The organism is uncultured Porphyromonas sp., assembly GCF_905372525.1.
Classification (GTDB): Bacteria; Bacteroidota; Bacteroidia; order Bacteroidales; family Porphyromonadaceae; genus Porphyromonas.
In genome coordinates, this window is the sequence record NZ_CAJPPN010000006.1 from 1 (window position 1) to 20,388 (window position 20,388).

Here is a 20,388-nt window from a genome sequence, read left to right on the forward strand (position 1 = left end):
GGGTGGGGACTACCCTGTGGGGGCTCGGTGGATGGCTACATATTCATCCCTCCGCAGACGTGGATCGTCTGCCCCGTGACGTAGGAAGAGAGGTCACTAGCGAGGAAGGTAGCGACGTTGGCTACGTCCTCGGGCGTACCGCCACGACGAAGGGGGATCTGAGCCTCCCACTGCTTACGTACCTCCTCGCTGAGGGCGTGGGTCATATCGGTAATGATGAAGCCTGGGGCGATCGCGTTGGCACGTACACCACGAGAGCCGAGCTCCTTGGCGATACTCTTCGCTAGACCGATCATCCCTGCCTTGGAGGCGGAGTAGTTCGTCTGTCCTGCGTTGCCCGATACACCGACGACGGAGGCCATGTTGATGATGCTCCCACTGCGCTGCTTGAGCATCACGGGGGTAACGGCATGGATGAGGTTGAAGGCGGACTTCAGATTGACATTGATCACGAGATCCCACTGGTCTTCGGTCATACGCATCATGAGCCCATCACGTGTGATCCCAGCGTTATTGACCAGGATGTCTATGCGACCGAAGTCCTTGACGACCTGCTCGACGAGCTGGTGAGCAGCCTCGAAGTCAGCGGCATTGGAGGCATAGGCCTTGGCACGGACACCGAGAGCCTCGAGCTCACGGACGAAGGCCTCGACACTCTCATCGATCTTGAGGTCTGTGATGACGACGTCTGCGCCCTCCTGTGCATACTTCAGTGCGATAGCTCGCCCGATCCCACGGCCTGAGCCTGTGATGATGGCTACCTTGCCAGATAGTAAGTTCATATTCTTGGTCTTTATTTATATGGGTTGCTAAGCTTATTCGTGCTCCTGCCTACTGGGCTGCATGAGTCCATGTAGGAGGAAGTGGCGGACGACCTGCCGGATCTCCTCCACCGTGCCCTGGGAGCGGTAGGCTCCGCTGATGAAGGGCACCTCCATCCCCTTGACGATATTCTGTAGGAGGTAGGCCGTCAGACGTGTATTCTCGACAGCGAAGTGTCCGGTCAGCTTTCCCTCGCGTAGGAGCTCCTCGATCTGCTGGATCTCCTTGCGGTCGAAGTCCATGCGTACCTGCTCTACGAGCCAGATGTCCTTGAAGAACTCTGCTCGTAGGGAACCATTGCGAAGTACTAGGTCCTTGATCTTGTCTAGGTGGGTAAGCATCATCGTCATGAGCTTCTCCTCGGCACTGATCGGTAGACGCTTGACTAGCTCAAGGTCATGCCATAGGCCATGGAGCTCTCGCTCGATCACAGCGTGGTAGATCTCATCCTTGTTCTTGAAGTAGGTGTAGAGCGTACGGCGACCCTTCTTGGAGGCATCGGCAATATCGTTCATCGTCGTATTGGTAAAACCAAAACGAGCAAAGAGCTGCCGTGCTACTTCGATCATCAGATCTTTTGTCTTCAGGATAGTCGCCATGCGTCTAAGTCTATTCTATATATGGAGATGGACTCTACTTGTCTATAATTATATTGTATGATACCCCAGTCTGCTGGGTAGCTCCTAGGGTGCACTTGATACTACAAAGCTACGAAAAACTGCGCACATTTGCCTGAAACGTGCAATGTGCTCATCGTCCGTCCTTCTCTCGCTCTATGTGTGGCATGCATCCCACAGCTACTTCCTCATACTCTACATCACCTCTCCTTCCGCCCGTAGTCACAGCTCACCCTATCCCCCAGTGCAGGCTGTTTATGAAGCGATGAACTCCCTTTATATCAGGCATTCCGAGAGGGATGAAGCGAACATACCGAGAAGGGAAGGATAGTACATATAATGTTCGCCTCAATCACCTATGTAAGGTGACTGGTGCGAACATACCGAGACGAGGATGGCGAACATATAATGTTCGTCCCTGTCACCTATGTAAGGTGATTAGAGCGCACATACCGACGCCTCTCCTAGGGGATAATATCCCGTAGGTAATGGGCCTGGGGAGTACGTCATACTCCATAATATAATAGGGGGACTTTTTCGCCCTCTCGTTAGGACTCGTTGGGTAAGAATGGAGGGTAGGGCGGAAGATCTTTCTCATAGAGAAAGGAGGTGAACTCGTGAGGCTTACCTCTGAGAGATATATGCTTTTTGCTACCTTTGCAGGCAAACAGGTAGGGTAAGCCATTACACTACCTCCCTCACACATCTAAGCAACGCAGGGCATCCATAGATAAATGAACTTAGTAATAGTAGAGTCACCCAAGAAGGCGGAGCTCATCCAAGGCTTCCTCAAGAAACATAAGCTTACAGACTATCGAGTGATGGCGAGTGCAGGCCACGTACGTGACCTGAGACAGCACTCCTTCAGCATAGACGTAGCGGACAACTTCCGTCCCGAGTATGTCATCACCGATGATAAGAAGACGCTCGTCAAGGAACTCAAGGCACAGGCCAAGAAGGCAGACCTTGTCTACCTAGCCTCCGATGAAGACCGTGAGGGGGAAGCTATCGCTTGGCACCTCAAGGAGGCTCTGGAGCTACCCTCGGAGAAGATTCGACGTATCGTCTTCCACGAGATCACAGCCGAGGCATTCCTAGAGGCTCTGCAGCATCCGAGAGACATAGATATGAACCTCGTAGATGCTCAGCAGGCTCGCCGTGTACTAGACCGTATCGTGGGCTTCGAGCTATCGCCCGTACTATGGAAGCGTATTCGCCCCTCACTCTCCGCTGGACGTGTGCAGTCGGTGGCCGTCCGCCTGATTGTAGACCGAGAGCGTGAGATCAATGCCTTCGTCCCGCAGTCGGCCTTTAGGCTACAAGCGGACTTTGCCCTCACCTCGGGAGAGAGCCTACGTACGGAACTCAATCACCGCTTCGCAGATGAGCAGGAGGCACGTGCCCTGATGCAGTCCTGCCTGACTCTACCCTTTGCGATCGGATCTATCACACGTCGCCCTGCACGCCGATCCCCAGCAGCACCCTTCACGACCTCTACGCTACAGCAGGAGGCAGCACATAAGCTTGGCTACTCAGTCTCCCAGACGATGCGCCTAGCGCAGTCTCTCTATGAGTCTGGACACATCACCTACATGCGTACCGACTCGGTGAACCTCTCCAACCAAGCCCTCCAGGCTATCGCTCAGCAGATCGCTCGGCACCCAGGTAAGGAGTACCACCAGCCACGCAAGTACCAGACCAAGAGCAAGGGAGCACAGGAGGCTCACGAAGCTATTCGCCCTACCTACATAGATAGAGAGCAAGTCGATGGAACCCCACAGGAGCAGCGTCTCTATGATCTGATCCGCAAGCGTACCCTGGCCTCGCAGATGGCTGATGCCCAGCTAGAACGCACGGTAGTGACCCTACCCGTCGAGGGCTCGGAGTATGCCTTCACGGCACAAGGGGAGGTGATCACCTTCCGTGGCTTCCTAGATGTATATATGGAGTCAGGTGCAGAGGATGGGACGCCCGAGACAACGAAGCTCCTCCCTGCGATGAAGGAAGGAGAAAGCCTTACCCTCACGAAGCTCCTCGCAGAGGAACGATTTACCCAGCGTCCCCCACGCTACACCGAGGCCTCGATGGTCAGCAAGATGGAGGAGCTCGGTATCGGTCGCCCCTCCACCTATGCCCCTACGATCCAGACCATCCAGAACCGTGGCTATGTAGAGCGTGCTGACCGCGAGGGGCAGGAGCGCAACTACGTCGTCCTCAGCAGTGACGGCGGTGCGATCAAGCGTCAGGTACGTAAGGAACTCTATGGCGCCGACAAGGGCAAGCTCGTCCCTACGGATGTGGGGATCGTCGTCAATGACTTCCTAGTAGCGCAGTTCCCCAGCATCGTGGACTACAACTTCACGGCAAGCGTAGAGTCGGAGTTTGACACCATAGCCGAAGGGGGGAATGCCTGGACGGGGACTATTGGTTCCTTCTACGAAGACTTCCATCCCACCGTAGAGCGAGTGAGCACAGAGCGTAGTGAGCATCGTGTCGGACAGCGCATCTTAGGTGAGCAGCCGGGTACCGGCCTTCAGGTATCGGTGAGCATCGGTCGCTACGGCCCCATGGCACAGCTAGGCACGGCAGAGGATGAGCAGAAGCCACGCTTCGCCTCCCTACAGTCTGGGCAGTCGCTCGAGACCATTACACTAGAGGAAGCTCTATCCCTCTTCGACTTACCCAAGGTAATCGGAGAGTACGAGGGTGAGCCTCTCACCGTGGCAAACGGACGCTTTGGCCCCTATGTGCGTCACAAGGCCAAGTACTATAGCCTGCCCAAGGATATGGATCCCCTCTCCTGCACCCAGGAGCAGGCCATCCAGCTCATTCAGGAAAAGCATGCCAGCGAGGAGAAGAGTCTCCTCAAGACCTTCGCTGAGGACGCTGAGCTCCAGATACGTGATGGACGCTTCGGCCCCTACATGAAGTACAAGGGGGAGAACTACAAGCTCCCCAAGGATGCCGATCCCCAAAGCCTCTCCTATGAGGACTGCATGAAGATCGTCTCCGAAGCTCCCGCCAAGCCTGCTCGCAAGAGTTCGGCACGCAGGGGTACGACGACCCGAGGACGTAAGTCCAAGGCCTAGCCTCCACCTCGCCCTCCCGATATGCGCTACTTCATCACCCTTAGCTACGATGGTACGGCCTATAGTGGCTGGCAGACACAGCCCAGTGCCGTGACTGTACAGGAGACGATCGAGCAAGCCCTAGGCACGATCCTTCGCTCGCCTACACCGATCCCTATCGTAGGGGCAGGGAGGACAGATGCAGGGGTGCATGCTCGGGGAATGGTCGCCCATGTGGATCTGCCTTTGGGGCTGGAGGAGGTGCGAGAGCTTGTCTTCCGTGCCGACCGCTTCCTGCCCAAGGACATCGCACTACATGGAGTACAGGCCGTATGTGAGGAGGCTCATGCTCGGTTCAGTGCTACCTACCGCACCTACCGATACTATGTGACGCTGAGGAAGAACCCCTTTGCGGAGGGGCGTATGCTCCGCTTGTACTTCCCTATGGACTTCGAGCGGATGAATGAGGCTGCACAAAGGCTGATGGACTACGAGGACTTTACCAGCTTCAGTAAGCTCCATACCGATGTCAAGACGAACAACTGCCGTGTCCTAGAGGCCTATTGGCAGAGAGGAGCAGAAGAGGGGACGTGGATCTTCACCATCACGGCAGACCGCTTCCTGCGTAATATGGTGCGTGCCATCGTAGGGACACTCTTCGCTGTCGGCAAGTCTCGTCTCTCTGTGGAGGACTTTGCTGCGATCATCGCTGCCAAGGATCGAGCTCTAGCAGGAGCCTCTGCCCCCGCTCACGCACTCTACCTAGAGGCCGTGGGCTATCCAGAGGAGCTCTACCTCTAGCCCCTCCAGAGCTCAGATACCCCACAAACGACCCCGCCCCCAGCATTCTCACGGAGAGAATACTGGGGGCGGGATCGTTTATAGGTTGCTATCTAATAGCTGGGCAGAGAGTGTACCTCTGAACCCTTACGACGGCTTAGGGCTGAGCACAAGTACGTGTGGGCTCGGTGCACTGCTCCTGCTCGAGGGCGGTGATCACACTGCGTAGCTGACGACCGAGACCGATCGTGTAGCCCTGTGAGACGAAGACGACACGATTGAAGGTATCTGCGATGACAAAGACAGGGAGATCGCCACTGCGTAGCTTCATCGAGGTACGTAGCTCATCTAGTATCTTGCCCGTGGCATCGATACCGAAGACAGTACCCTTCGGTAGACCCTGGAAGTCCTCACTGCGGTAGCGTGAGCGACTGGTCTCGTCCTTGAAGAGGAGCACAAGACTACGCCCCCAGTGCTCGAAGACTTCACGCTCGGCGATGATGTCCTTGAGGGCATGATTTGTAGGCTCTTCGCCAGCTCCTAGGATACCTAGGATGTAGTAGCCACGGCCTGTGGTAGAGAGGAGCGAACGTTCCTGAGGCTGTGCTGCCGTGACATCGGAGGTCTTAGTCAGGGACTCGGCCTCTCCGAGGTAGCCGTAGAGGTTCTCCGAGTTGAAGCTCCCGAGGACAGCTACAGCGGTGGTGTCTCTACGCATCACGAGAGCTTCGTCTGTGGTCTTGCCCGCAGAGATCGATAGGGTCTTGACATTGACGAGTACGCTACCACTAGCGAGTCTGGAGCCAGAGACGAGGAGGTAGTGCCCTGCATCCATGGGGGCGCCATCCTTGAAGGTCTTTGCCCACGAAGTGCCTTGCTCTAGACCATTGTCTCCTTCGTCATAGCTCAGTAGGTCGAGTGAGCCGTCCTTACCGAACTTAGATAGGGTGAACTGATAGTAGTACTTCGGATTGTCGATGATACCATTGTCTTTGTAGCTTAGGCGAAGTGTCCCCTGCTGGGCAGTAGCCTTGTGTGCGCTAGCCTCGAAGGTCACATCGTGCCAAGCCTTACCCTCGTAGTACTGTACCTTACCCGTGACTCCATCGATGCGGGCAGGCCAGCCCATTGTGCGGGCGAGTGATACGAAGAAGATGCCCAGAGAGTGGCGGTCAGCTCGTCTCGTGCGCCATACGCCGAGTGGCTCGATGGGATAGGAGAGCGGGTTGTTTGCCTCATCTATAGTGATGGAGCGGATGCACCACTGACGTAGCGCCTCGGGGCTACTGCGGAAGGCCTTCTGTAGCTCCTGAGGTACGGCAGAGAGGAACAGGCTCTTGTAGCTGGTCAGGGGCTCGGTAGATACTCTAGGGTTGTAGATGTAGTTCATCACGAGCGCAGCATCGGAGGCGAAGGCTTCGAGGGGCTTGGTATTCGTGAGGTGGTCCCTCAGTACCTCTAGCTCTACGTCCCTTAGATCCTTGGCGGAGATGACACGTAGGAGAGCCAGAGCCTGCTCCTTATCCTTAGCTGTGTCTACGAAGGTGCGTATCGTCTGCCAGTTGCCTCGTGCATCGAGGCCATCGAGCTGCTTCGTGAGGAAGGTCGATACATAGCGCACTCGTATGGAGTCCTCCTCAGCCATGCGGCGATCGTTCTCGGCACGCTGCTCCTTGGTAACCTCGGGATAGCGAGCATCTTCTCTAGGAGGGGTGATGGTGAAGTCTAGGTCCAGCTTCTCCTCGGGGCTATGGTTAAGGGTGAGGCGCACAAGGCTATCTTTGCCAAAGGTCACCTGCTGCAGTCCGTAGCGGAAGCTATTGCCCACAGCCCGACTAGCGTACAGGATCATATCCCCTCTACCGGCTATGAAGGTCGTACGTCCCTTGGCATCTGTCTGCTGGCGAGCTACGGTATGGAATTCTCCGTAGTTGTACACCTTGAAGTCGACCGAGGTGTGGGGCAGTATTTGTCCCTTAGCGTCTACGACCTCTACGATGATCTTGCCCGTGTGGGCATAGTTATCTATGACATTGATCTCCGTATAGGTCGGGGTACGACTGATGACAGCCTCGGGGCCATCATAGCGTCCGAAGGCCTTAGTATGTACGAGCATGGCACGAGAGACGGGTGCGTTGAACCAAGCAAGGTTCAGCACAGGCTCGGGCTCACATGCCCCGAGGAAGTACCACTGTCCATCTACCCAAGCCTCTACCCAGGCATGGTTGTCGTCTGTATGTGCCCAGCGTGGGGTATAGACCTGGCGGGCTGGGATGCCCACGGTACGTAGGGCTGCGACGAGGAGCGTGGACTCCTCTCCACAACGCCCGTAGGCAGTACGGATGGTCGCTAGGGGTGAGGAGGTGCGGGAGTCACTTGGGGTATAGACTACGTGCTCGTGACACCAGTGGTTGACCTCCAGTACAGCCTCTTTCAGAGATAGCCCCTTCACCCGATCCTTCAGCTCGTCGTAGAGGGCGAGGCGAGCAGAGTCGAGTGCTTCGTTATTGACTCGTGGCGGGAGCACGAAGTGTAGCCACTCACGCTGGGGTACACTCTTACCCCAGGGTAGCTCCTGCCGAGCTCTGAGGGAGCTACGTACGTGGTCGAGGAAGAACTGCCCCGAGCGGTTGATGAGGTCGTTGCTCGGCATGTAGGCGTAGAGGAAGGTGAGGGCATCACGCTCCTCTGGAGTCATTTTGCTCTGGAAGATGTCGAAGACCTTGCCTTCCTTGAAGGCTGCCCTTCGCTTCGCTAGGTCACTTTGGACCTGTGTGGTCTGCCGACTGGGCTTCTTTACCACCTTCGCCTGCCCTAAGGTCGGTAGGAGGGCAAGGGCGAGGGTAAATATCATCCGTGTGCGCATATTGTCTGTATGAAGGTACTTTATGTTGCTATGAGTGTAGTTGCTTGAGTGCAGAGAGGGCAGAGCGTATCAGCTCGGGGTCGGTCTCTAGGAGGCTGTACTCGTCTATGGTGACCGTCCCGCCCATGGAGACCCCTGCGTGTCGGTAGTGCATACCACTAGGGGTAGGGCGACGAGCAGAGAAGTGGAACTCACTAGCTCCCGTACGCTCAGCTAGCTGAGCTATGTTGGTTGGGTTCACACCACTACCTGGCATGATGATGATACGGCCTGCAGCCTGCCGGACCATACGAGCGAGCTCATCGGCTCCCTCTAGGGCAGTATTGTGTCCGCCTGAGGTCAGTACATGCGAGCATCCCAGCTCTATGATCGTCTCTAGTGCAGCCTCCCTATCCCGACACATATCGATCGCTCTATGGAAGGTCACGCTCATCCCACCAGCGGCCTCGATGAGTCGAGCCATGAGCGGTCTATCGACCTCCCCCTCAGGGGTAAGGCAGCCGATGACCACTCCATCTACGCCGATGCGCTTAGCCTGCTCGATGTCGTGGAGCATGATCTCCTGCTCGATCGGGGTGTAGAGGAAGTCTCCTCCACGGGGGCGAATGATGACGTTGAGCTTGATGTCTAGGAGGCGACGGGCGGTACAGATCTCGCCATAGCTCGGGGTCGTGCCTCCCTCGGGTAGGGCTGCACAGAGCTCTACTCGGTAGGCACCTCCCTGCTGTGCCCTGAGGGCACTGGTGGCCGAGGAAGCACAGTTCTCTATACGATAGTCCATGTGCTCCCTTACTTGAGTGTAACCTCGACGATATAGTCGATGGCATTGAGCTCGTGTGGAGCCTTGTCGAAGGTCAGGGTCAGCCCCGCCTTGGTCTGGGTGTAGGGGATGGGACGCTGGGTGTCGAAGGAGACGACACGCTGTACTCGATCCGTCAGAGGTAGGGAGAGCATGCGGCTCTTCCAGTCAAGGATGTGTAGGTAGAGTGTCTTGCCTCGCTGGGTGGTCACACCCCATTCCAGAGGGGGAAGGAGTCCCTCACGTACACCATCCTTGACGGTCTTGCCATAAACCTTCATCCAGGAGCCGATCTTGGCTAGGCGGTCTAGTGCGAGGGCAGGGAGAGCACCCGAGGGTTCTGGGCCGATATTTAGGAGGAGGTTAGCATTGCGTCCTGCCGTCTGTACGAGTAGGCGGATGAGGGTGGTGTCGGACTTGTAGTTCTGGTCGATGATCTTGTAGCCCCACATACCATTCATCGTCTGACAAGTCTCTAGGGGGAGCTTACTGATGTCTTGACCTGATAGCCCTGCGGTGTTAGCTCCGGGGACGTCTCGCTCAAACATCTGGAAGTCCTCGCCTTGATGTGGTGCGCTATGGTGGTTGTTCCCGATGAGGCAGGCTGGGTTGATCTTATGGATATTGGCGTACATCTTGTCATATCGCCAGTCGAAGCCTGGGTTCTCGTCCTGATCCCACTCTCCATCTAGCCAGATAGCCTCTGCTCCGTAGTCTCGTACGAGCTCGGCGAGCTGTGCGTTCATGAAGGCATCGTAAGTGTCCCAGCTACCGTGGCTCTTGCGCCCTGTACCTCGTCCCGTACGTCCGATAGGGTAGTAGTCCTCACGGTGCCAGTCAAGGATGGAGTAATAGATATGAAAGCCCAAGCCCTGCTTGCGACACTCATCCCTCAGCTCTGCGAGGATGTCTCGACGGAAGGGGCTAGCCTTGACGATGTTGTAGTCACTCTGCTTGGTGTCCCACATAGAGAAGCTATCGTGGTGGCGTGAGGTAATGGTCAGGTAGCCTGCTCCCGAGGCCTTGATGGCGCTTACCCAAGCTGCGGCATCGAAGCGAGAGGGATAGAAGCCTGCGGCAGCCTTGGCATACTCGGCATGGTCGATATTGGCATTGGTCATATACCACTCGCCCTGAGCGAAGGTGCTGTAGAGTCCCCAGTGGAGGAAGATCCCAAAGCCCTTGTCACGGAAGGCCTCACGTGCCTGGAGGTTCTCCTTCGTAGGCTTGTAGTCCTGCTGAGCTAAGGCGAGGGGGGAGGTGGCAAGGAGGCCAAGAGCTATCCCTGCGGCATAGATCGTAGTACGTACGCTATTCATATCAAATCAAGAAAAAGAAATTAGTTGTATGCTATGTAATTTGTATACCAAAGATAACGAATTTCCCTAGATAAATGACCTCTCTATTGAGCAAAATGACAGATGTATGCCCCGCCCCCTATGAGGGGTATGTACAGATGTAGTGGACTCGGCCCCGCCTCCTCTGAGAGTGAATAAGTAGTATGGAGAGGGGGCCACCCTAGGCATGGAGAAGCCCCTCGGCACCTATCGCCTTGGGGCGAAGAGGCTGCCGAGGGGCTTGGAATATTCTCTACACTAAGGGACGAGCGAGCCCTATGGAGAGGTGGTTCGCGGGGGTGTCTCTTAGGTCGGGCGAGGTTATTTACCCTCTACGGCCATGATACGAGCCAGATCGGTTAGGAGCTTCAGTAGGTTCTCCTTCGTGCTGAGCTTGAGCTCCATGTGCCCGGTTACACCATCGTTGGTTGCAGAGAGATAGGAGAAGGCCTTGAGGCGATCTGACACTTCCTTGGGGGCAAATCCCGAGACAAAGGCTCCGATAGGAGTACCTGTGAAGAGGTAGTTGAGGTCGAGCGCCATCGATGCGGAGTGTCCCTTGAGGATGGAGGAGTAGGTGGCTTCGCTGATGTTGGGCTTCTGTTCCTTGAAGAGCGTAGCCTTGGCACCCTCGCCGAGAGCGAAGTAGGTAGAGCCGTCCTTATAGCCGAAGTATAGAGGTGCCTCCCCTTCCTTACGTGCGACGTACTGGTGCTCATCCTCAGTCTGTACGATATATGGCTCGTCATAGCTCCATACCTCGATCGTCGAGTCTCTGGACTGTTTACTCTTTTCCTCGATTGCTTGGGCGATAGCATCGACACCCTGAGGGCTCTTGCTTTCGGCATAGAAGGTGATCGGGAGACCACCACTCCTAAGAGGGTTAAACGAAGAGATGGATAGGGCGAACTCTCCATCGACTGCGCTGAAGATCGACGAGGGCTCAATACCCATCCCGCTTAGGGACTCAAAGGCCTCAGACAATGCGGGGTTGTCCTTGTAGGAATTGAGGATCTCGGGCCCACTGATATAGCCATTCATGAAGAAGAGGTTGTCCTTGGCGAGGAGCTTCCCATACTTGTTCTCACACCTCTTGGGGGAGACCTTCTTGCTGAGCTCGGTGAACTTCTCCAGGGTCTCCTTGTCCTCGGATATGTACTTGATATCGGTGGTAGTCACTCCGCTCTCGAAGTTGATATGTAGGGCTATCTGCATCTTGCTCATATCTACCCCTTGGGCAGCGAACTGGTTGGGATTGAGTTGGCCTGCATAGTATGAGTAGAGCGAGAAGAGCTTCTTGTAGTCAAGGATAAGAGATAGGTCAGATGCCTTGGACTTGAGTTCCTTGAAGGATGAAGTCTCGTAGTAACGCTTACCCTCCTTGAGCTTGAGTAGCTGGATAGCTTCCACACGCATATCCTTCTTGGTCTCAGTGGTCGGGATGAGGACGAGGAGTGCATCCTTGGTGAAGGCGATGGCATTATTGTCCGTACCGTTTAGGATCGAGATACCATCCTTCTGCTCTATGGTAGCCTGAGGATTCTTGATTTGGGTTAGGTCGGAGAGGAACTTCTTGAGCTTTCCCTCGTCAGATACACGAGCTAGGAAGGCTCCCTGGAGGTCAGGTGTGGTGAAGAGATAGACGGGGCTCTTGAAGTCAATGCCTACCTTTGAGGGATCCTCGAGGAGAGGTCTTAGGATCTTAGCTACGGGAGCACTAGAGTTGGGGAACAGCTGATCGCGGAGCTCTTTGTTTTCCTTGGATAGGATCTCCGACTTCTTGACGAGCTGGTCTATAGATACCGAGAGGACGAAGTCGGCCTCCGCGGGGATGACTTGCTCGTAGACCCGACTCTTACTACAGCTAGTGAGGGTGAGGACAGCTAGAGCAAGTAGACCTAGATAGTAGCGAAGCTTGGTGTACATGCTATGGAGTGATTAGGATGAATAATGGGTGGGGAGGGGATACCTCCCTACGTTGTTTGTGGGGTAAAGGTACTGATTTTTCAGATGATGCTATTACTACAAACTAGCCCCATCAGACCTATGAAGGCAGTCTGATGGGGCTATGTGGGAGGGAGCTCTCTCCTTGCTCTGGTAGAAGAGGCTTTAGAGTGCTTTACTCTAGGGTCATCAGTAGGAAGGCGTACTCAAGGGCTGTATCTCGTATCCCATCGTAGCGTCCTGTCGCTCCTCCATGCCCAGAGGTCATATCCATGTGTAGAAGTAGGAGGTGGTCATCGGTCTTGAGGGTACGTAGCTTGGCGACATACTTCGTGGGCTCGTGGAAGAGTACCTGCGAGTCGTTGAGCCCACCGGTGACGAGGAGGTGCGGGTAGAGCCCTGAGTGGAGATTGTCATAGGGAGAATAGCTGAGCATGTACTGCAGATACTCAGGATCATTGGGATTTCCCCACTCCTCATATTCGCCCGTGGTGAGGGGAAGGGTCTCATCAAGCATCGTCGTCACGACATCTACGAAGGGGACTTGTGCGATGACTGCGTGGAAGAGCTCAGGGCGCATATTCACCACCGCACCCATGAGTAGCCCTCCGGCACTCCCTCCCATAGCCGTAAGTCGCTCGGGTGAGGTATATCCCTCCTGGATGAGGTGCTCGGCGCAGGCGATGAAGTCGGTGAAGGTATTGCGCTTCCGTAGGAACTTACCCTCCTCGTACCAAGCTTCACCTAGGTCACTCCCCCCACGTACCTGTGCGAGAGCATAGACAAAGCCCCTATCGACCAAGCTGAATATAGATACCCCGAAGTGGGCATCCATCGCTATCCCATAGCTCCCATAGCCATAGAGGAGAGCGGGGGCAGAGCCATCCCGTACGAGGTCTCGACGATAGAGTAGAGCCATCGGGACACGTACTCCATCGGGTGCTGTAGCCCATCTGCGCTCCACGATGTAGCGCTCGGGGGAGAAGCCTCCGCCGACCTCTTGCTCCTTCAGTAGGCGACTCTCGCCTGTCGTGAGGTCGTACTCGTAGAGGGAGGAGGGGCGATTGAGTGAGGAATAGACATAGCGTATCGTCGTGGCCTCATACTGGCTATTGCCACGTAGACTGATCGTGTAGACAGGTTCGGGGAAGTGAATCTTGCCCTGCTCCTGACCTTGGCTGGTGAGGATACGTATCTCGGTCAGTCCTTCTCGTCGCTCTTCTAGTGCGATATAGTCCTGGTAGACACCGATGCTATCGAGCCGTACATCCTCTCGGTGGGGGACGAGGAGCGTCCAGCTTAGACGGTCAGAGACCTGGGCCTGTGGGGCGGTATAGACCATGCCGTTTAGGTGCTCCTTATCCTTGTAGTAGATGTAGAAGCGGTCTCTGTGCGAGAGGATCGAGTAGCGTACATCAGCCTCTCTTGGTAGGAAGAGCTTGGGCTCTCTATCCTCGCCCGAGCTCCAGAGATAGTACTCCTCGCTGGTGGTGCTGCTGGAGGTAGAGATGAAGATGAACTCACGTGTCTTCGTCTCGCTGACACTGCAGGAGAAGCGTCCGTCTAGCTCCTCATACAGGAGCTCAGCCCCGGGCTCCGATAGGTGCTGGACATAGATGCGAGAGGACCTCAGGGTGTCGTCTATGAGGCTGTAGTAGATGGTCTCACTGTCCTCTGCCCACGCAAGAGAAGAGACTCCCTGTAGGCAGAAGTCGAGGTCTTCGCCCCGTACGAGGTCACGGATGCGTAGCTCAAACTCTGCGTAGGAGCCAGTCTCGTTGGAGAAGTAAGCGGCTAGGCGGTTGTCTGGGCTAATGGCATAGCCTGCAAAGATGAAGGCTGGCTTGCCTTCGGCCAAGGCATTGACATCGAAGAGGAGCTCTCCGCCCGTGACAGCCTCTGGATGCTCCCCCCATTCGGCCTCGAAGGCCTTAGCCTCGTAGCGGTAGTGCGTCGGGTACTGCTTCCCCTTCTCCGTGCAAGTGTAGTAATAGTAGTCTCGGCGTAGGGTAGGATAGCTCTGGTCATCCTCCTTGATACGCCCGAGGATCTCCTGATAGATCGTCTCCTGCAGCTCCTTGGTTCCCTGCATGACCTCCTCGGTGTAGGCATTCTCTGCCTGTAGATAAGAGAGTACCTCGGGGAGGGACTTATCTCGCATGTAGTAGTAGGGGTCGGTGCGCTCTGTGTCTAGGTGACGTAGTAGCTCGGGTCTAGCCTCTGCCTGAGGGGGAGTAGGGAAGTGGGATTGCTTGTACACGCTTACTTTCGTTTAGGGGATTGTGGGACAGACGTAGCTGTCCCTAAGGATGAGTAGAGCCTCCGGGCCCATATCAAAGAGTAAGTCGAGGATGCTGAGATCGGGGACGAAGCCGAAGCGGTCTCGGTACACCTGATGATAGGGACGAGGCACGAAGGAAGGATCTGGTGCGGGATGCTTGGGTCGTAAGCCATAGCGCCAGTCTTCAGGATGTGAGCCCAGAGGTGTGAAGGTCTCCGTCTCCTGCCAGGACACCTCTAGGTGTAGGAGCCGTAGGAGCTGTGTGAAGAGGGCTTCGTTGAAGTCCCATAGATACCTATATCTCCGCTCATAGATTGGCAGTAGATCATCTATGTAATACTCGTAGAAGGGACTAGCACCGTATGCCGTGCACAATGCCTGTAGATGGAGGTGCCGCCACGAGCCATGCTCCGAGAGACGCACCTCACGGATAGGAGTCTTGAGACTCGGGGACTGCTCTACGGGGATCGTCAGCGCCTGTAGCCCGTTGGGCCCGAGGATATGACAGCGGTTGCGGTAGGTCTGCTTGATATAGTTCTCCTCAGCCTCGATCCCCACGAGTCCTTCACCTACATGATAGAGCTTGGTGAAGTAGCTCACGGGTGGAGCGTAGGCCGTAGAGAGGAGGAGTGAGAAAGGGGACTGCACGTACTAGGGCTTAGAGGGCGAAGAGGACGACACCCTCGATAGCTTCGCTTGGGATGATCCCTAGATGACGTGAGTCGGGAGCCTGGCTTGGCTGATCAATGAGTACCCAGTAGTAGTCTCGGTAGAAGGTGCGACGAGGATCCCGTCGTAGCTTCTCGATCCAGGTGCTGGTATCTGTTCCCAGTCGCTCTCGGCGGTCACGAGCTAGCCCTAGACGCTCCTCCCGCACTAGGGCGGTGCGATAGACCACGAGGCTACGGGGAGAGAGGGTGTACGTCCCACCCCGCCGAGGCACACGCAGAGCATAGCTCTCCTGGGTGCGCTGTGCTCGATAGTCCTTCAGTGGCCGTGCATTGATGTAGGGCTTGCCCTCGAGGAGCTCGACGGAGTCGCCGGGTAGACCGATGACCCGACCTAGTACCAGCTGATGGTGTCGTCTATCTCCAGTGACCTCCTGCACTTGTAGTAGGACGACGTCCCCTCTATGGGGCGTCTTTCCCCTCAAGGCTAGAGCCCATGCTCCCTGTCGTATCTTAGGCTCCATCGTGTGTGTATTCGCCCTAAAGGGGATCAGGACGAAGAGGCGAAGCACGACCACGAGGGTGACGATCCCCAGTGGTAGAGCTCCGTATAGGAGCCAGTTACGGATCTTGTTATCCTTACTTGCCATGGATCAGTCTCATCATCCTGCCCCAGCGGATACCTCCGCTCAGCAGTGGGCGTTCGTTGTTGATCGATAGCCAGAGGAAGGCTGGCTTACCGACGATATGGTCCTCGGGTACGAAGCCCCAATAACGGCTATCGGCCGACATATGCCTATTATCCCCGAGCATGAAGTAGTAGTCCATTCCGAAGGTGTAGGTCGTCTGTGGCTTCCCATCCACGAGATAGGTACCATCTGGCCTCTGCTCTAGGCTATGACCCTCATAGTTCCGGATACAGCGGCTATAGGCTGCCACGGTCGTAGGGGTGAGGTAGATTTTCATCCCTCGACGGGGGATGAAGAGAGGGCCATAGTTATCACGTGTCCAGCCCGTCTTGAGTCCGAGGGGGTAGACCTCTCCCGTGCTCTCCCGGGGGGTGATCTCTACATCCATGGCTCGGATGTAGGGCTCACTCTGTAGTCGTCCCTTCATCTCCTCGGTTAGGGGTAGGTGGTAGATGAGCCCATAGCCCCGACCCTCGATCGGAGCCATCGAGAGGTGCATCTGGCGGATGAAGCCCGAGAGATCCGTCTGATCCCCACTCTGGTAGGAGTAGAGGAGCTGTACATCACGGTCGTTGATCTCGAGCTCGTCCAGTAGGCTCTGAGGGAGCGGAGTGCCATCGGTCTGGACGAAGTAGTTCAGCTGCATATTCCTCGGGTTCTCGATTGCCTTTCCATCGATATAGACTTGGTTGTCCTTGATCGAGATGAATTCCCCAGGCAGCCCGATACACCGCTTGACGTAGTGGTCACGACGGTCTACAGGTCGGTAGATGATCTCCCCGAACTGAGCCCTGTCTGCCCATACAGCATCACGCCCGTAGGCGGAGCAGAGGGTGTAGTAGTCAGGGTTGGGCATGTTGAGGGCTACGGTGTCCCCCGCTGGGAAGTTGAAGACTACGAGGTCGTTGCGCTCCACCCGACCTAGCCCACGGAGTCTGCGGTAGGGTAGTGAGGGCTTGTCCAGATAGGACTTGTGCCCGAAGGCCGTATTGTGTGCCAGCGGTAGGGCGATCGGTGTCATCGGGACACGAGGCCCGTAGCTGAGCTTATTGACGAAGAGGTAGTCCCCGATGAGGAGTGTCTTCTCTAGTGAGGAGGAGGGGATAGCAAAGTTCTGGAAGAAATAGGTGAAGATGAGGCTCACCATCACTACGACGAAGACCACATCCTCCAGCAGGGTCCCTAGGGTACGTACCAGTGGATTGGGGTGCTGGCGTAGGTAACGCCAGTTGATGAGTCTCGTGAAGTAGAAGTCAATGAGCAGCGGTAGTAGGAGGAGCCACCACAGCCCAGCCCAGAGGGCAAAGATGATGAAGAGGGTGATGATGATCCCGCCCTTGATGCGAGTCCATAGCTGTCGGCGGGCGCTCTGTCCTTCGATTGGGTATCTTTTCATTCCTTGGGTCCTTGAGATTAGTGTGTGCCTAGGAGATCCTCCATAGTGAGCCAGCCAGAGTGCTGGGTAGCATACTCCGCAGCCAAGACTGCGCCGAGAGCGAAGCCCTGACGTCCGAAGGCCTCATGGGTCAGGCTGATCCGATCCACCTCGGAGGTGTAGTGTACAGTGTGGATACCTGCGACCTCGCCCTCACGATGAGCTGTGATGGGTAGGACATGTGCACTGGGTTCCTCGGTGAGCTCCCACCGCTTGAGCTCGTGACGCTCGTCTAGGATGGCCTCAGCTAGGGTGATCGCTGTCCCACTCGGGGCATCGAGCTTGTGTATATGGTGGGTCTCCTCCAGACTCAGCTGGTAGCTGGGGGCTGCCTTCATGAGCTCTGCTACTCTACGATTGATCTGGAGGAAGAGGTGTACCCCGATACTGAAGTTGGAGGCCCAGAAGAAGGTCTTCCCTGTCTCCTTGCACAGCTTACGTAGCTTGGGGAGCTCCTCGCTCCAGCCTGTCGTGCCCGATACGGTGGGGAGCCCTCGCTCTAGGGCTCGTAGACAGTTGGCATAGGCCGTCTGTGGGGAGGTGAACTCGATGGCTACGTCCGCCGTGAGGAAGCGCAGGTCGTCGAAGCGATCCTCGTCCCCACGATCAATAGTCAGTACGACCTCGTGCCCACGCTGCTGGGCTATCTGCTCTAGGGCATGTCCCATCTTGCCGTAGCCGATGAGTACGATCTTTAGTCTCTTCATCTTATTCCTTGGGTGTGGGGGCTACATGGAGCCATTCTGGGTGCGAGCCCCTCACGCTTAGCTCTTGTATCACTCGCAAAGATAGCGAAAACAGCCTACTCCCACACCCCCGCCTCCGTGACAGAGTACCTAGTGACGGCCCTCACCTCTTCCCCCTCACCCTCCTCTCCGCGGCCTATACCTAGCCCACTCCCCGATGCTCGGGTACCCTCCTCCCTAGTGGGGGGGATACCCCCTGATTACCCCACTTTAGCCCTAGTAACGAGGGGGGAAGAGTGTACACGCAGGTACACTATTCTGTACACGCGTGTACACAACTGTATACACACGTGTACACATATGTCCTCTCGGTATGTCCTAGGGGAGGGGATATTTCGCCTTCGTAGTAGGCATCACCATACGAGTCACAGGGTACAGCTAGGGGAGGGCAGGAGCCCGTATAGCCCGAGGTGGCATTCAGCTCGCCCCGATCCCTAGACCATGAGTCGTACTGTGGAGTGGAATGTAAAGATGAGGAGTGGCGCAGGAGGATAGTATGTGAGCGGGGAAAAAAGTGTAATTTTACGGCAAGTAGGTGGGACAAGTCCACGTAGTACATCGTCGCTGTCCTGCCGATGAACCTCTTAATTAGGCTATAGATATGAAGATCTTCCTCAGCATCTGCACCCTTGCCCTTGGACTCTGTCTGACCTCCTGCGATCTGTCTATGCTCTCCAATCGTGGTGAGACCAACCGCATCGAGCGTGGTATGACCAAGCGCGAGGTATCGAATATCCTAGGATCTCCCTCCTACCGTCGCCTCGCCTCCGATGGGGCTGAGGACTGGGAGTACCGTCGTACCAATATCCTCGGAGAGACCTCGGTGGTCGTCGTGACCTTCTATGAGGATCGGGTCGTCCGCATGGACTCCTACAGCTCCGACGAATGGGAGCGCCGTCGCTCACAGGGCGACTACCCCCGCTATCCATCTAACCCTACCTACCCATCTAATCCCCGCTATCCGAGCTACCCGCAGGATCCTCGCTACGACGAGCGCCAGGACAGCGAAGCCTTCGAGGAGTTCCTGAGGGCTATCCTTGACAAGAGCTTCACCAAGGACAAGATCCGCTTCATCCGAGATGCCGCCCGGCGCAACGTCTTCACCGTGAATCAGACGGCTCGTATCCTACGTCTCTTCACCTGGGACAATGAGAAGCTAGAGGTGCTGGAGTCCCTCGCTCCACGGCTGAGGGATAGCTACAATGCCTACAAGCTCGTAGACCTATTCACCTTCTCTAGTAACCAGGAGAAGGCTCGGCGCATCCTCGGACTCACCCGCTAGAGTACACTTAAATACAATACTTCCGATGAATAAAGTACGTCAGATGAATAAATACACATGGGCGGTCGTGTGCCTCGCCCTCGTCCTCATAGCCTCCTCCTGTGGAGGAGTCGGGAAGGCACGCAGTAAGGTCAATCAGATCGAACGAGGAATGACCAAGGGGCAGATCACAGCTCTGCTGGGTGCACCTAAGAACAAGAGTGTCCAGGATGATGGCACCGAGACCTGGGAGTACGTCTACACAGACATCCTATCTAGGCAGTTAGATGTGACGGTGACCTTCGCTCAGGATCGTGTCTCCAAGTATGACAGCCGTCAGAGTGTAGTGGAGCAAGATCGTCATGTGAGCTCGGGTCCCGTAGTACCCATTCCTAGCCCCGTCCCAACCCCAGTACCAGGAGGCTATCCCGACCCTAGGGTGCTGGAGGAGGAGGCTCGAGCCTTCGAGGACTTCTACGGTGAGGTACGTCGTATCCCCTTCGAAGAGGAGCGTATAGGCTTCATCCAGAGTGTGGCTCGGCGCAGCCTCTTCACGGTCGATCAGGCTGGACGGCTTATTACCCTCTTCCACTGGGACGAACAGCGTCTCGCCCTACTAGAGGCACTTGCTCCACGACTGAGGAATGGCTACAATGCCTTCCGCCTGCTGGAGCTCTTCTCCTATGGACCAGCCCAGGATCGGGCTCGCCAGATCCTAGAGCGTGTGCCTCCCCTACCTAGGGAGTATGACCCACGCTATGGTGGACAGGTAGAGCCAAGGGAGAGCTTCGAGGAGCTCGTGAGTGCTGTAGAGCGACAGACTTGGGATAAGGACAAGATCCGCTATATCCAGGACGCCTCCCGGCACCGCTCGTACACGGTCGCACAGGTTGGGCACCTGCTGAAACTCTTCACCTGGGACAAGGAAAAACTACAGGTACTGGAGATCCTCGCTCCACAGATACGGGATGGCTACAATGCCTACCGCCTAGTCGACTCCTTTGACTTTATCTCGGCCAAGGAACAGGCTCGCCGTATCCTAGGTCTCGCAGAATAAACCCCACAGGATAGATCC

At 56.1% G+C, this 20,388-nt stretch carries 15 protein-coding genes; 4 read left to right on the forward strand and 11 right to left on the reverse strand.

What is annotated here, in order from left to right; translation table 11 throughout:
* Positions 1-35: 35 nt before the first annotated feature.
* Positions 36-782 carry a 3-oxoacyl-[acyl-carrier-protein] reductase gene (gene fabG / locus QZ170_RS02155; protein ID WP_297176412.1) on the reverse strand — a complete coding sequence of 249 codons (747 nt, stop codon included), beginning with the start codon at positions 780-782 and terminating at the stop codon, positions 36-38.
* Positions 783-815: 33 nt separating this feature from the next.
* The gene (locus tag QZ170_RS02160) at positions 816-1,391 is read right to left on the reverse strand and encodes a TetR/AcrR family transcriptional regulator (protein ID WP_297176414.1); all 576 of its coding nucleotides are present in this window, start codon (positions 1,389-1,391) and stop codon (positions 816-818) included.
* A gap of 782 nt (positions 1,392-2,173) precedes the next feature.
* On the opposite strand from QZ170_RS02160, the gene topA reads away from it, so the two are divergent.
* Together topA and truA are read left to right on the forward strand one after the other, a co-directional pair.
* A complete protein-coding gene (gene topA / locus QZ170_RS02165) occupies positions 2,174-4,528 on the forward strand; it encodes a type I DNA topoisomerase (protein ID WP_297176416.1) in 2,355 nt (784 codons plus the stop codon).
* 21 nt (positions 4,529-4,549) lie between these two features.
* Positions 4,550-5,308 carry a tRNA pseudouridine(38-40) synthase TruA gene (gene truA, locus QZ170_RS02170; RefSeq protein WP_297176418.1) on the forward strand — a complete coding sequence of 253 codons (759 nt, stop codon included), beginning with the start codon at positions 4,550-4,552 and terminating at the stop codon, positions 5,306-5,308.
* A gap of 136 nt (positions 5,309-5,444) precedes the next feature.
* Here truA and QZ170_RS02175 read toward each other — a convergent pair whose 3' ends face one another.
* From QZ170_RS02175 to dapB, 9 genes are all read right to left on the reverse strand, one after another.
* Positions 5,445-8,153 (reverse strand): transglutaminase-like domain-containing protein, encoded by a 2,709-nt coding sequence (locus QZ170_RS02175; protein WP_297176420.1) that lies wholly within the window; start codon positions 8,151-8,153, stop codon positions 5,445-5,447.
* Positions 8,154-8,181: 28 nt separating this feature from the next.
* Complete coding sequence (locus QZ170_RS02180; RefSeq protein WP_297176422.1) at positions 8,182-8,934, reverse strand: copper homeostasis protein CutC; 753 nt, start codon at positions 8,932-8,934, stop codon at positions 8,182-8,184.
* A gap of 8 nt (positions 8,935-8,942) precedes the next feature.
* A complete protein-coding gene (locus tag QZ170_RS02185; protein WP_297176424.1) occupies positions 8,943-10,271 on the reverse strand; it encodes an alpha-L-fucosidase in 1,329 nt (442 codons plus the stop codon).
* 339 nt (positions 10,272-10,610) lie between these two features.
* Positions 10,611-12,215, reverse strand: coding sequence for a DUF4836 family protein (locus QZ170_RS02190; RefSeq protein WP_297176426.1), 1,605 nt, complete (start codon positions 12,213-12,215; stop codon positions 10,611-10,613).
* Between the two features lie 193 nt (positions 12,216-12,408).
* The gene (locus QZ170_RS02195) at positions 12,409-14,493 is read right to left on the reverse strand and encodes a S9 family peptidase (protein ID WP_297176428.1); all 2,085 of its coding nucleotides are present in this window, start codon (positions 14,491-14,493) and stop codon (positions 12,409-12,411) included.
* Positions 14,494-14,505: 12 nt separating this feature from the next.
* The gene (locus QZ170_RS02200; RefSeq protein ID WP_297176430.1) at positions 14,506-15,162 is read right to left on the reverse strand and encodes a WbqC family protein; all 657 of its coding nucleotides are present in this window, start codon (positions 15,160-15,162) and stop codon (positions 14,506-14,508) included.
* Positions 15,163-15,172: 10 nt separating this feature from the next.
* On the reverse strand, positions 15,173-15,832 hold the full coding sequence (gene lepB / locus QZ170_RS02205) for a signal peptidase I (RefSeq protein WP_297176432.1): 660 nt from the start codon (positions 15,830-15,832) through the stop codon (positions 15,173-15,175).
* On the reverse strand, positions 15,822-17,267 hold the full coding sequence (gene lepB / locus QZ170_RS02210; protein ID WP_297176434.1) for a signal peptidase I: 1,446 nt from the start codon (positions 17,265-17,267) through the stop codon (positions 15,822-15,824). Before lepB (QZ170_RS02210) ends, lepB (QZ170_RS02205) begins: the two co-directional genes overlap by 11 nt.
* A gap of 17 nt (positions 17,268-17,284) precedes the next feature.
* Complete coding sequence (dapB, locus tag QZ170_RS02215; RefSeq protein ID WP_297176436.1) at positions 17,285-18,013, reverse strand: 4-hydroxy-tetrahydrodipicolinate reductase; 729 nt, start codon at positions 18,011-18,013, stop codon at positions 17,285-17,287.
* 640 nt (positions 18,014-18,653) lie between these two features.
* Between dapB and QZ170_RS02220 the strand changes: the two genes are divergently transcribed.
* The gene (locus QZ170_RS02220; RefSeq protein WP_297176438.1) at positions 18,654-19,334 is read left to right on the forward strand and encodes a DUF4476 domain-containing protein; all 681 of its coding nucleotides are present in this window, start codon (positions 18,654-18,656) and stop codon (positions 19,332-19,334) included.
* 25 nt (positions 19,335-19,359) lie between these two features.
* Positions 19,360-20,370 (forward strand): DUF4476 domain-containing protein, encoded by a 1,011-nt coding sequence (locus QZ170_RS02225; RefSeq protein WP_297176440.1) that lies wholly within the window; start codon positions 19,360-19,362, stop codon positions 20,368-20,370.
* Positions 20,371-20,388: the final 18 nt, after the last annotated feature.